Origin of the sequence: Moorena sp. SIOASIH, assembly GCF_010671925.1 — a bacterium.
Taxonomy (GTDB): domain Bacteria; phylum Cyanobacteriota; class Cyanobacteriia; order Cyanobacteriales; family Coleofasciculaceae; genus Moorena.
This window is the reverse complement of record NZ_JAAHIH010000001.1, coordinates 187636-201301: the sequence shown is the minus strand read 5'-3', so window position 1 is coordinate 201301 and position 13666 is coordinate 187636. Positions and strand designations below refer to the sequence as shown.

Genomic DNA, 13666 nt, shown 5'->3' with positions numbered 1-13666 from the left:
ACAAATTTTGTTCAATTTCTTGGCATAAGGATTGGGGCGGCTTTTCATGTTGGCAAGGTCATATTCTGGTTTCATTGTTTTATACTCTATAGTATTGACTTTCATTTTTAGTGGCTTTGCGAGCTGAAATGATTCTGATTACTGATTCCTGCTCTCGGTAACAATGAACGATCAGTAAAAATCGGTCTTCTATCTCAGAATGATCTTCGTCCCAAAACTGGATTGCCGCTAGTAGCAATAGGCAATCAAACCACACAAAAGATTAAAGGGTTGGCACTTTCGGGTGGATCTCATTTTTATTTTTTGACGCAACAATGGTGCGTTACGGGGCGGACTGTCCCAACTCTGGCTACCGAGAAAATGAGGGCTCCCCTAACGCACCCTACGGAACTACTTATCCAAAACTGATGTCCAGACCTGTAGATTCGCTAACCAAGAATTTAGCTGTCCACGATTACAACCTGCAGCTTCCCCTTCTGCCTCTAAACTAATGGAATGATTTCCTGAGGAAACAGGGCCGAGATCGATTTGACCTGAGGTCAAGGGAAGGCTACTGAATTTGCCAGATGCGCCCTTCCACCCAAGGGTACCTGTAGAACGAACAGGCTCACCGTCAAGGTAGAAATGGATTTTAATTGGGCTGCAATGAGTAGGGGGGACGACATACTTAACTTTTAAGACACCGCGCGTTGTTACATCTATTGCGAGGCGGTTACTGCATACTTGGCCACTGCCATTACAACTTACTTTTTCTGGGCCAAAATTTTGAGAATCGATTCTCTCCGGAGGAAACAAATTATGCCAATTCGCGATCACAGCTGCCCCCAGTGCACCAACCAGGGTAATTACAGCGACAATTATCTGTATCCTATGACTTTTATCTTGACCACTCATCCCACGTTACCAAAGGTTATGATCATCGACGTTCGATGACTTTTTCGTTTTTTAGTTTTACCTAATTTATAATTATATATTATAAGGAGTAAATATTAAATCGGTGGAAATTTTTCCGAGTCTGTTACCAGTTTATGTAGGGTGGGCAGTGTTTATCAAGCTGGGCTTTGCACCTTGATAAACACTCCCCACCCTAAGATTAATAACAATGATGCAAGATTCCAGCTTTAATTAACTGAAATCTTGCTAGCTCAACTGAATTTTGCCCCCCTAGCCCCCCAACTTTGGGGGGAACAAGAGTCAATTCTCAAAAAGCTGACCAATCAAGCAGTAAAATATCTAGCGATGGGGTGGTAAGTGACAATTGCTGTGGTAGATTGCTCTGGATACAACTGCTCACTCTCATCCATGTATAACTTAATGCGATCGCATTCCAACAAATCCAACTGCTTGTACTGATCCTGGAGATTTGGACAAGCGGGATAGCCAAAACTATACCGTGAACCCTGATAGCGCTGAGCCAACACATCCCGAATAGTATCGGGTTCTTGATCTGCGAACCCTAACTCCCGACGAATCCGAGCATGAGTCCACTCCGCCAAGGCTTCAGCCATTTGTACCGCCAATCCGTGGTAATACAAATAATCCGTATATTGATCACCATCAAATAATTCCTTAGCGTACTCTGTGGCAATATCCCCTACAGTTACCGCCTGCATTGGGAAAACATCGAATTGACCAGCTTCTGCCAACTCCTTCGGTAAAAAGAAATCCGCAATACACAAACGCTTACCAGACCGTTGCCGAGGAAACTCAAATCGTGCCACCTCTTGCAATTCCTTCGAGTCTTTAGCGCCTTCGGGATTCATCCCTTGGGCATCATAAATTATCAAGGAATTCCCCTCAGCTAAACAGGGAAAATATCCATAGACTACCTGGGGATGTAACAAGTTCTCAGCAAGAGTTTTTTCCTTCCATTTCGCCAGAATTGGGTCAACCTTTTCCTTCAAAAACTGATTATACTCCTCCCTCGACTGGTCCTTTGGCTTCCGAAACTGCCATTGTCCAGCAATCAACGCCTGCAAATCGAGATACCACAAGACTTCCTCGAAGGAAATATCTTCTGGCTGGAGTATCTTGGTTCCCCAGAATGGCGGTGTTGGACGCTCAATATCCAAGGTTACCCCTTCCGAACGATTAGTATCTAGGGGAGTTGAAGGGGGAGTTGCTGGTTGAGAGTTGTCTTGTGAACCATTCTCCTGCAACTTGTCAACTTTCAATTCGGAAGACTCTTCAACTGCTAAACCATTCTCTAGCTCATCGATAAACCCTTTGATATCATCCCAGTTACCAGCTGATTTTGCTGGCATTAACTTATCCATGAAATGAAGGTCAGAAAAGGCATCTTTACCATAAACCACCTGACCATTGTAGGTATTCTGGCAGTCCTTATGGACAAACTTTGGTGTTAGGGCGGCACCCCCTAGAATAACTGGTACCGTAATTCCCCGCTCATTAAAGGTTGCCAAATTATCCTTCATAAAAGCGGTAGACTTCACCAGTAGTCCACTCATGGCAATACAGTCCGCATTGTGCTTTTCATAAGCATCAATAATATTGTCCACTGGCTGTTTAATCCCCAAGTTAATCACTTCGTAGCCATTGTTGGACAAGATGATATCTACTAAATTCTTGCCAATATCGTGAACATCTCCTTTCACCGTAGCAATTACAAAGGTACCTTTAGCATTCTTACCTGCTTCGGATTTTTCCATATATGGCTCTAAATAGGCCACTGCTGCCTTCATGGTCTGAGCGGATTGTAATACAAACGGCAGCTGCATTTGCCCAGAACCAAATAGTTCCCCTACCACTTTCATACCGTCCAGCAAAAAGGTATTGATAATTTCCAGGGGAGGATATTTTTCTCGGGCTTTCTCCAGTTGTTCTTCTAAACCAATCCGTTCCCCATCAATAATATGACGCTTGAGCCGCTCTTCTACCGATAGGTTTTCATCCTGGGAGCGATCGCGTTTTGTAGTTTTCCCTTCAAACAGGGTAGTCAGCTCGGCCAAGGGGTCATAGGTACACACATCCCCATCAAACTCCCGCTGATCATAAATCAGTTTTCGACAAACCTCTTGATGCTCTGGCTCAATCTTGGCTAAGGGTAAAATCTTACTAGCACTAACAATGGCTGCATCCATCCCCACTTGCATTGCTTCGTGCAAGAACATGGAATTAAGCACAATTCGTGCTGCTGGGTTTAGTCCAAAGGAAATATTAGAAACCCCTAGGATAACATGACACCCAGGCAATTCTTCCCGAATCCGACGAATGGATTCGATTGTCCCTTTGCCGTTTTCCCGGTCTTCCTCAATTCCTGTGGAAATTGGTAACGCTAGAGTATCAAAGAAGAGTTCATGAGCTGGGATCCCATATGCGATCGCATCGTTATAAGCACGTTTAGCAATTTCAAACTTTTTATCCGCTGTCCGGGCCATACCATCTTCATCGATAGTACCAATTACCACTCCCGCGCCATAGATTTTAGCTAACTCCAGTACCTTATAGAACCTAGGTTCCCCATCTTCGTAGTTAGTGGAGTTCAGGATAGACTTACCCCCAACTACCTTTAAGCCAGCCTCCATCTTTTCCCATTCCGTGGAGTCCAGCATCAGGGGTAAGGTGGAATTTGTGACTAAACGGGAGGCCAATTCGTTCATATCCCGAACTCCATCCCGTCCCACATAGTCCACGTTAACATCTAGGACGTTAGCCCCTTCCCTAATTTGGGATTTAGCCAAAGATACCAATCCATCCCAATCTTCTGCGTTGAGCATGGTGCGGCACTTTTTAGAACCACTAGCATTGAGCCGTTCACCAACAATTAGGAAAGAATTATCTTGCTCATAAGGCTGGGAGCTGTAAATCGATGCTGCTGACGGTTCATGCTTAGGATGTCGCTCCTTCGGGGTCAGGGTTTTGGAAAGCTCCGCTAACTGTTCAATATGAGCTGGCCTAGTACCGCAACAGCCACCAATAACTTGTACTCCCAAATCCTCTACAAAATGCATCAGTGCCATCCGCAGTTCCATGGGAGTAAGCCTGTAGTGAGCATGCCCTCCGACATTTTCCGGTAATCCAGCATTAGGGATACAAGAAACCACAAATGGGGAACATTCAGACAAGTATTTGATATGTTCCTTCATTTGCTCTGGCCCAGTGGCACAGTTAAGACCAAGGATATCAATCTCGTAAGGCTCTAAAATCGTTAGCGCCGCATTAATTTCTGACCCCACCAGCATAGTACCCATCACTTCCATAGTGATCGACACCATCAGCGGGAGTCTTGCCCCTTTTTGTTCAAATACCTCTTCTATGGCATTCAGGGCTGCCTTAATTTGCAGCACATCCTGACAAGTTTCCACAATCAGCAAATCAGCACCGCCATCATACAACCCTAAGGCTTGTTCCACATAGGCGTTCTTCAAGGTATCAAAATCAATATGTCCCAGGGTAGGGAGTTTAGTACCAGGACCCATCGACCCTGCCACAAACCTAGGTTTTTCTGGAGTGGAGTATTCCGCTGCCATCCGTTTCGCTAGTTCTGCAGCAGCTTTATTGAGGTAATAGGCTTGGTCAGCTAGATCATATTCTGCCAGTACAATCGAGGTACCCCCAAAGGTATCCGTTTCAATCACATCTGCTCCCACCTCCAGGAAGCCCCGATGTACCTTTTCCACTGCTTCTGGTTTAGTATGGACTAGGTACTCATTACATCCCTCGTACTCAGGTCCACCAAAGTCTTCAGCAGTGAGGTTTTGGGTTTGGAGAGACGTTCCAGTTGCTCCATCAAATACGATAACCGGGCGCTTTGGGCTATGGAGGTGATTGAGAAAAGGGCTATTCATAGATTCGATTCAGTTGCTATTTGTTGACCGTTGACAGTGTACGGTTGAGAGTTTAGGTAATTTAGTTGATTTATGTCGGCTCTTATAATTACTTTATCAAAAATCACACAAATTGCTTTATTTAATTTTTGGTATAATTTAAAGTTTAGGTCAAATTAGGTTTTTTAGAAAAAAACTAATTGTTTTTTTTACAGTTGTTTATGTAGGTTTTAATTAACTTCAGTTAAAGGGTAAAACAAACAGTAATTTACAAATTACATTATAAAATAATTAGTATAAATTCAATAGTGTGCAACGTTAATTTACTAGTTTTGTAAATCCATTAAAGCCGATTTATAGCGTTGATCATACTTATAGTTAACAGATGCAGCGCTAACGACTCAGTTTACGTCGGCAAGGATCTCTTGGAAAAGCCCAAGGGATGGTCGGTCCCTAAAGTGCAGCACAAGTTAGGCAGTGCAGGGATTAAAAACTGGGCTATACTTTGGGTAGCAAATTGTCTCCATTCGAGAAACTGCTGAAAGACAATCTCCTATAAAAAATGCTATAATATAGAGTAAATATGTGATGGTAAAGACCATGCAAGTTAAAGACTTGACTATTGAAGAGTTTAAGGTTGTCATCCAAGAAACAGTCACTGAAACTATAGAAGCACTGTTGAGCGATCCTGATAAAAATAAACAACTAAGACCTGAGGTTGTGCAGGAGTTGATTGATTCGGTGCACCGCACTCAAATTGGAGAGCCTGGTATTCCTGCAGAGGAAGTAGCTAAGAAACTTGGCTTGAATTGGTAATGACTAGTCCTTGGAACCTTCTAAGAAACAAAACTTCTGCTGAGCATATATACTCCTTCCAAGAACTAACTAGTTTCTTTCATCCTGAAGTTGCTTTTGCCCAGTGGGTTGCTATAGCAATCTGTGTCGTAATTGTGAGAATTTTTGATGCCATATTCCCTACTCCCTACTCCCTACTCCCTACTCCCTACTCCCTACTCCCTACTCCCTGATTAACCCATTCACCCTAGACCCTCAATTTCAGCCAATGTGGCAATACAACTAGAGATAAATCGTCTGTAATAACTATAGAAGGCTTGATTCCCAATGGGAAAAACACAAGGAGAAATTAACATGGCAGTTATCAACGGTGATCAGGGGAATAATACTCTCGTTGGTACTCGGTTTGACGATGAGATTAATGGTTTTGATGGCAGAGACTTACTGATCGGTAACAGGGGTGATGATACCCTAAATGGAGGGGATGATTCGGACGTACTCTTGGGCGGACTAGGTCACGATTCCCTCAACGGTGGCGGAGATGATGATTTCCTGTTTGGGCACCAGGGCGATGATACTCTTGATGGCGATACTGGCAATGACAAACTGTTTGGGGGGAGTGGCAACGATAACTTAATGGGTAGCTTTGGCAAAGATACCCTCAACGGTGGCAGTGGCAATGATACCTTAGTTGGTGTGGATATCTTTGACGAACAACCTGGTCAGTTGGAGAGGGATACCCTGACTGGTGGTTCAGGCAGAGATACCTTCGTTCTCGGAGATACTCAGACAGTTTATTATGATGATAGTCAAGTTCGATTCATCATTCAGCCCCCTCCCACAGAACCCCCTCCAAGCTACGCTTTAATTACTGACTTTGAACCTGGTAAAGATGTTATCCAGCTCAAAGGAGCCATAGAGTATACCTTAGAAGATGTTGAGCTTCTTAATGGCGTTTCCGGTCTAGGAATCTTCTTTGATGCTGACGGTTTTGATGGTAACGGTTCTGAGCAACTGATTGGTATTATCCAAAGCCAAGAATCCTTAGATGGCCTGCAAATTAATATTGGTCGGGCAATCACGACTATTTCTTGATTCCCCTCCGGAAGAGAGTGTGGGGAGATGGGGAGATGGGGAGATGGGGAGATGGGGTATCGAAGGATGGGATCGCCTCAAGTAAGAAATGCGATCGCGTAGCGTGACCTTAGGTCAATCCCGTAGCGTGACCTTAGGTCAATCGCATTCATCCCATCCTTAGATCCCCTCAACTGTTCCCTGTTCCCTTCTTTACATCTCAACTAAAAATACTATCGCTATTTCAGCTTTCTGTCTTTTGTTGTCGTCAAAGATAGAAAGCTTATTTTTATGATTACCAAGAATAACTCCAATTAACTAAGCTATCAGCATTAGGCTGATGCTGATAGCTTATAGTTTACATTATAAACCAAATATAGCAATTCTCTATGCCATGAGGTACAAAGGGATCCCCCTAAATCCCCCTTATCAAGGGGGACTTTGAACTCATAAATTTTATAAACGCTATAACCCAAAAGCTGATGATAACAATGCCAGAAAATAATCAGCTTTTTTTTGATACTATTCCCTCTTAGTTATTACTACATTACCCACACTTATTACACTCTAATATTGGCCATATTTCGTAATAAAAAAAAATTCCCAAACCCCTTGACAATAAAATAATTTATTTATAAATTAATAATATAACCACTTTAGAGGAAAGATTCTGATCACTGAAAACATTTCCCCCACCCCGGACAACCAAGGTCGCAAACCTAAGAAATCCAAGCTCTTGTTGATCGGTACTCCTAAACAGGTTCGCGATACAATTAATGCTCTGTATTCCCTTAAGTATGCATATCCCTACGAGTGGAGCACTCCCGAGCCCACCGAAAAGCCTGGTGAGGTGATGACCACTTTGGTGCGATATTTTTACCTAGACTAGGATAGGAATTTGCCAGGGCTTTTACGCCCTGGCCACCATGAAGATTGAAAGTTGTTTTATGAAGCGGGATAAAGTAGTATGGAATAGCATAAATCGGAGGTTAGAATGTGGTTGCTTTCCAGCAATTGCTGACTAACTCTGGTGGAATGTTTTTAGCTTCCGGCAAAAGAAGCCCCACAACGAACATGCGCAGCATGAGTGTTTAAAGTTACCGTAAGGATAGTGGAGCCTTTATGGTTAGTCGGTTATGCGTAAAAGGGTTAAAACTTTTTGATTAAGGCTCCACTATCCTAAGGTTTCGTCTCCAGGGATGAATTTTGCACAGAGTCTTTCACAAAAGACCAATCGATGTGTTATACTCGGAATACTGACTTTCAAAGCCGTTCGCGTAGCGTGGCCAAAGGCCATAAATGCTGGAAAGTTGGTCAAACATTATTAAACAAAAGACCAAAAAAACAGAGCGGCAGCGATGCAGCGCGGTCTTGGGGGTTTCCCCCATGAGCGACTGCATCAAGAGAGGGCAGTCCGTTCTTAAAGCCCAGCGCCTCCTAAGCAATAGCTGGATTGGCTGGGAAGCCCACACTGACTCTTTGAGTTCAGTGTGGGAGCTGTCACTCATCAGAATTGATTTCATTGAGTTGACCTAAAGTGTACTCATTTTTGTTTACACTTTAGAATTCGGTCAAGACTTGGGTTTAACCAGAACTTGACTGAATTTTTTTTGTTGTTAATTTGAGCTATCAGCAGTCAGCGGTCAGCGGTCAGCTTTCTAGAAAGCGCTATAGTTAAAGAAATTATCAATTCGGTGAACTACTGACTAGGAGCAGAGAGTAGGGAGTAGGGGTAAGGAAAAATGGACGAACAAAGATTACAAGCATACGTCAACTTGATCGACCAACTGTTAACTTGTTCCAGCAGTGAGCTAGTCCAAATTATTGAGAGCAACCGCGAGTTAGTAGATGCAGAGTTATTGCAGGTCATGGCACAAGTAGCAGAAAAACTAGCAGCAAATGGCGAGCAAGACAGGGCTGACTTTTTACTCAGTCTCAGGAGTGAGCTTTTAAAAATTCTGGGAATCTCAGAAAATCCTACTTCAGCTAATGCTTCATCCCAAGACTATCTGAAATTATTTAAACAGATATTGCAAGCAACTGGTAACAGCAATGGTGACCCCAAAGTCGTGTACCAACTTTTGGAAGCAAACCTAGACAAACTCGATGATAACTTTATCGATATCCTGCAAAGGTGGACAAGTGTTAAATTCTCAGAAGCGAAACCAGAAACAGCAGAATACATCGCTAAAGTTATTGGAGAATTCAGCAACCTGATCAAGGATTTTCCTCTGGGTAATAAAGCCAATAACATCGAAATCGCCATAGCTGGTTGCGAAGTGGTGCTAACAGTTTTTACCAGTGAAAGTAATCCGGAAAGTTGGGCAGCGATTCACTACAACTTGGGCAATTCCTACTGTGAGAGAATCCGCCACGACAGGGCATTGAATCTCGAAAAAGCCATTGCCCAATACCAACGAGCTTTGTCCGTTTACACCAAATCAGACTTCCCCATCCAGTGGGGAATAACTCAAACTAACCTGGGTGCTGCCTACCGTGACAGAATCCGTGGCGACAGAGCATTGAATCTGGAAAAAGCAATTGAAGCATACCAACTAGCTTTGTCAGTTTGGACCCAAGAAGACTTCCCCGACGAGTGGGCAACGACTCAAAACAACCTGGGCAATGCCTACCGTGACAGAATCCACGACAATAGGGCATTGAATCTGGAAAAAGCAATTGAAGCATACCAACTAGCTTTGTCAGTTTGGACCCAAGAAGACTTTCCCATCGATTGGGCAATGACTCAAAACAACCTGGGGGAAGCCTACAGAAACAGAATCCGCGATAACATAGCTGAGAATCTAGAACAAGCCATTGCCGCGTACCAACTAGCCTTGTCGGTTCGCACCAAAAAAGACTTCCCCCAAGATTGGGCAGAGACTCAAAACAACCTGGGCAATGCCTACAGTGACAGAATCCGTGGTGACAGGGCTGATAATTTCGAAAAAGCAATTGTTGCATACCAACGAGCTTTGTCAGTTTACACCAAAGAAGACTTCCCCTACGAGTGGGCAACAACTCAAAACAACCTGGGCACAGCCTACAGTGACGGAATCCACGACAATAGGGCATTGAATCTAGAACTTGCTATTGAAGCATACCAATTAGCTTTGTCAGTTCGCACCAAATCAGACTTTCCTTACGAGTGGGCACAGACTCAAAACAACCTGGGGGAAGCCTACAGAAACAGAATCCGCGACAACAGGGCATTGAATCTAGAACCTGAGGGGGTGACATGCAAGCTGAAATCCTTACTGGGTAATACGTTCAGCCGATATGTTACAAAAAGATACATGGTGTTTTGGACTGACCTTGGACGTAGTTATCAGGGTTTGAGCTTCCAGAACATCAAAGTAGGGTCAATTTGTGAGTTTATCTTGGCTAAGATAACCGGCCTCAAAGCCTTATATAATAAGCTTTTCAGGGCTCATGTTACCCCCTCAGATCTAGAACTTGCTATTGAAGCATACCAACTAGCCTTGTCAGTTTATACCAAAAAAGACTTCCCCATTGATTGGGCATCAACTCAAACCAACCTGGGTGCTGCCTACCGTGGAAGAATCCGTGGCGACAGGGCATTGAATCTAGAACTTGCTATTGAAGCATACCAACTAGCATTGTCAGTTCGCACCAAATCAGACTTACCCCAAGATTGGGCAACGACTCAAAACAACCTGGGCAATGCCTACCTTTACAGAATCCGTGGCGACAGGGCATTGAATCTAGAACTTGCTATTGAAGCATTCCAACAAGCCTTGTCAGTTCGCACCAAAGAAGACTTACCCCAAGATTGGGCATCAACTCAAACCAACTTGGGCAATGCCTACCTTGACAGAATTCATGACGACAGGCCATTGAATCTGGAAAAAGCCATTGAAGCATACCACTTAGCCTTGTCAGTTTACACCAAACAAAACTTCCCAATCCAATGGGCAATCACTCAAAACAACCTGGGTGTTGCCTACCGTGAAAGAATCCGTGGCGACAGGGCATTGAATCTCGAAAAAGCGATTGAAGCATTCGAACTAGCTTTGTCCATTCGCACCAAACAAAACTTCCGCATCGATTGGGCTACCACTCAAAACAACCTGGGCAATGCCTACCTTTCCAGAATCCGCGATGACAAGGCATTGAATGTCGAAAAAGCGATTGTTGCATTCAAACTAGCCTTATCAGTTTACACCAAACAAGACTTCCGCATCAATTGGGCAGGGATTCAAAGCAACCTGGGCAATACCTACTGTGACAGAATCAGTGGCAAGAGGGCTAAGAATCTGAAAAAAGCGATTGCTGCATACCAACTAGGCTTGTCAGTTTACACCAAACAAGACTTCCCTATTGAGTGGGCAATGACTCAAAACAACCTGGGCCTTGCCTACAGTAAAAGAATCAGTGGCAACAGGACATTGAATCTGGAAAAAGCGATTGCTGCATACCAACTAGCATTAGAAGTTTACACCCTGGAAGCCGATCCGATTAACTGTCTCCGAACTTCCCGCAACTTAGGCAACCTCCACTTCACCCAAGGTAACTGGCAACCAGCCATCGATGCCTACGAACAAGGAATCACAGCAGTCGAAATCAGTCGCAGTTCGGCAAGCACCGATCAAAGTCGCCAAGAGATTATGTCAATGGCAATTGACGTTTATCACAAACTAGTGCAAGCCTATATCAATATAGAACAGAACGATAAAGCCATCGAAACAGTCGAACGCAGCAAAGCCCGGGACCTAGTGCAACTGCTCACCAACCGCGACCTTTATCCTAAAGGTAATGTGCCCCAAGGGATAATCACCGAGTTAGATCAACTGCGTCGAAACATTCCATCCTTGGAAAAACAGTTACAAGTAGTTTTTGAGAAACTATCAGGAAATAGGGATGACAAACAACAACAGCAACGACAATCTTTAGAGGAGTCACGGAAACAACTACAGCAAGAATTACAGCAGTCGCGACAGCAGCTAGATCAGGTACTAAAGCAAATCAATGATAACTATGACCCCAATTTCAGTCTAACTCAAACCGTGGAAACTATTCCGTTTAAGGATATTCAGAGCCTGATTGATCCAGGCACCGCTATGATTGAGTGGTATGTTACCAGGGATAACATTCTTACCTTTATTGTCACCAGTCACAGTCAGCAGCCCATAGTTGTATCATCCTCTGCTGAAAAGCTGAAAACCTTGGAAGAGTGGGATAAAGACTATAGCAATGCCTACCGCGACAACAAAGACCCATGGATAAAAACTCTATCCTCTCGCCTGGAGAAACTGGCTACAATATTAGATATTGATAACATTATTTCTGAGATTGATCGAGTATTTGAGAAACAAGGGGGTAAATGCGATCGCTTAATTCTAGTGCCCCATCGTTTCCTGCATTTGTTTCCCCTCCACGCTCTACCGTTATCAAAAGGTAATTTACTTATCGACCGCTTTGAAAGAGGCGTAAGTTATGCCCCTAGTAGCCAGTTACTGAAACTAACAAAACAACAACATCGCCCCGACTTCAATAACTTATTTGCTATCCAAAACCCAACTAGACCTGAAGCAAAACCTTTGCCTGGCTCAAAACTAGAAGTTGATAAAATCCGACAATACTTTGACCCAAACCACAGTATAGTTCTTGCTGAAGCAGAGGCAACAGAAGCCAAACTAAATCAAAATATCAAGCAACTCCGCTCTGCTCACTGTGTCCACTTTTCTTGTCATGGCAAGTTCGAGCCTAAATCTCCCTTAGAATCAGCCCTACTTCTAGCAGATGCAGACCTAACCTTGTACAAAATTTTTAAACTTGATCTCAATCAATGTCGTATTGTCGGCTTTTCTGCCTGTGAAACTGGGATGACCCTTTCAAGTAACGAAGACGAAGATACTGGCTTACCTAGTGGTTTAGATGAATATATTGGTTTGCCTAGCGGTTTTCTCTATGCAGGTAGCCCTAGCGTTGTCAGCACCCTCTGGACAGTGGATCCTCTAGCCACTGCTTTGTTAGTGATCAAATTCTACAAAAACCTCAAACGACTGCCAACATTAGAAGATGGAGAAGTTTCAACTGCCTTAGTTAACGCCCAATTCTGGTTACGAACACTGAACAGTAAAACCTTGGTAAGAATCCAAGAAAGCCAACAATTTCAAGGTTTGATGGCTGAAATATTTGAAAACAATAAGCGCAATCGTCGCAAATTCAATGACTTACTATATGCTGCCATTAACCGCCAACCCTATCCTTTTGCTAACCCCTATTATTGGGCCGCTTCGGTCGCCACAGGTACTTAGGGGTTAGGATCGTAAGAATTGCAAAATTTTTCCATGCCTTCTTCCTGGATATAGATAGCAAATGGAGTAGCAACTATTCCGGCTACTACCGGTGGACACCCTAGTAATCCCGCCAAGAAATCAGCTATTACTGGTATAAGTGCAGGCAAGTGTTTTTCTCTCAAATTTTGATATTTCGGCTGACAGATATAACCATGACATTTCCGAAGTATCTCAGTAAACCAACGCAAGTCAGCATTATCTTCTACCCCTTCAATCCCATTCCGAGTGGCTAGGGATTCAGCAGCATCAGCTAAATCACCATCCCACTCTTCGATTACGTCAAGAGCTTCTAGCGCTTCTGGATTATTGGCCAGTTCGGAATGTAAGTTTGAAATCTCTTCTGATGTAAGTGTAGTCATCAAGTTAGTAGAGTAAACTTGCCGAATTTGACAACAACTTTCAGTTTACAACAATTGTTATCGAAAATAGCGCTTTATATGCCGTTGCTTAATAATGGAATGATTTTAAGCGCACCTGTGGAATGGGGATCTTGGTGGAACTGGCATCAAGCCAGTTTCATGCTTATTTTCCTGGGGGCAGGATGCCCACTCTATAATGGAATGATTTTAAGGGAACCTGTGGAATGGAGAGCTTGGTGGAACTGGCATCAAGCCAGTTTCAATCTATTTTGGTGCGGGCAGGATGCCCACTCTATAATGGAATGATTTTCAGCGCACCTGTGGAATG

At 43.6% G+C, this 13666-nt stretch carries 9 protein-coding genes; 5 read left to right on the top strand and 4 right to left on the bottom strand.

What is annotated here, in order from left to right:
• Positions 1–390 precede the first annotated feature (390 nt).
• Positions 391–894 carry a hypothetical protein gene (locus F6J90_RS00890; protein ID WP_293090654.1) on the bottom strand — a complete coding sequence of 168 codons (504 nt, stop codon included), beginning with the start codon at positions 892–894 and terminating at the stop codon, positions 391–393.
• 323 nt (positions 895–1217) lie between these two features.
• Positions 1218–4808 (bottom strand): methionine synthase, encoded by a 3591-nt coding sequence (gene metH, locus F6J90_RS00885; RefSeq protein ID WP_293090653.1) that lies wholly within the window; start codon positions 4806–4808, stop codon positions 1218–1220.
• A 567-nt stretch (positions 4809–5375) separates the two neighbouring features.
• Between metH and F6J90_RS00880 the strand changes: the two genes are divergently transcribed.
• The 4 genes from F6J90_RS00880 to F6J90_RS00865 all read left to right on the top strand — a co-directional run bounded on the left by F6J90_RS00880 (position 5376) and on the right by F6J90_RS00865 (position 7545).
• Positions 5376–5603: a hypothetical protein gene (locus tag F6J90_RS00880; protein ID WP_293090652.1), complete on the top strand. Its 228-nt coding sequence runs from the start codon at positions 5376–5378 to the stop codon at positions 5601–5603.
• Complete coding sequence (locus F6J90_RS00875) at positions 5603–5815, top strand: hypothetical protein (RefSeq protein ID WP_293090651.1); 213 nt, start codon at positions 5603–5605, stop codon at positions 5813–5815. Before F6J90_RS00880 ends, F6J90_RS00875 begins: the two co-directional genes overlap by 1 nt.
• 94 nt (positions 5816–5909) lie before the next feature.
• Positions 5910–6677, top strand: coding sequence for a calcium-binding protein (locus tag F6J90_RS00870; RefSeq protein ID WP_293090650.1), 768 nt, complete (start codon positions 5910–5912; stop codon positions 6675–6677).
• Positions 6678–7329: 652 nt separating this feature from the next.
• Positions 7330–7545: a hypothetical protein gene (locus tag F6J90_RS00865; protein ID WP_293091828.1), complete on the top strand. Its 216-nt coding sequence runs from the start codon at positions 7330–7332 to the stop codon at positions 7543–7545.
• 331 nt (positions 7546–7876) lie between these two features.
• On the opposite strand, the gene F6J90_RS00860 is transcribed toward F6J90_RS00865, so the two are convergent.
• On the bottom strand, positions 7877–8044 hold the full coding sequence (locus F6J90_RS00860; protein ID WP_293090649.1) for a hypothetical protein: 168 nt from the start codon (positions 8042–8044) through the stop codon (positions 7877–7879).
• A gap of 354 nt (positions 8045–8398) precedes the next feature.
• Here F6J90_RS00860 and F6J90_RS00855 point away from each other — a divergent pair, with 354 nt between their 5' ends.
• Entirely contained in the window at positions 8399–12937 is a 4539-nt protein-coding gene (locus F6J90_RS00855; protein WP_293090648.1) for a CHAT domain-containing protein, read from the top strand.
• Here F6J90_RS00855 and F6J90_RS00850 read toward each other — a convergent pair.
• Complete coding sequence (locus F6J90_RS00850) at positions 12934–13338, bottom strand: hypothetical protein (protein WP_293090647.1); 405 nt, start codon at positions 13336–13338, stop codon at positions 12934–12936. The genes F6J90_RS00855 and F6J90_RS00850 overlap by 4 nt on opposite strands.
• Between the last annotated feature and the right edge of the window lie 328 nt (positions 13339–13666).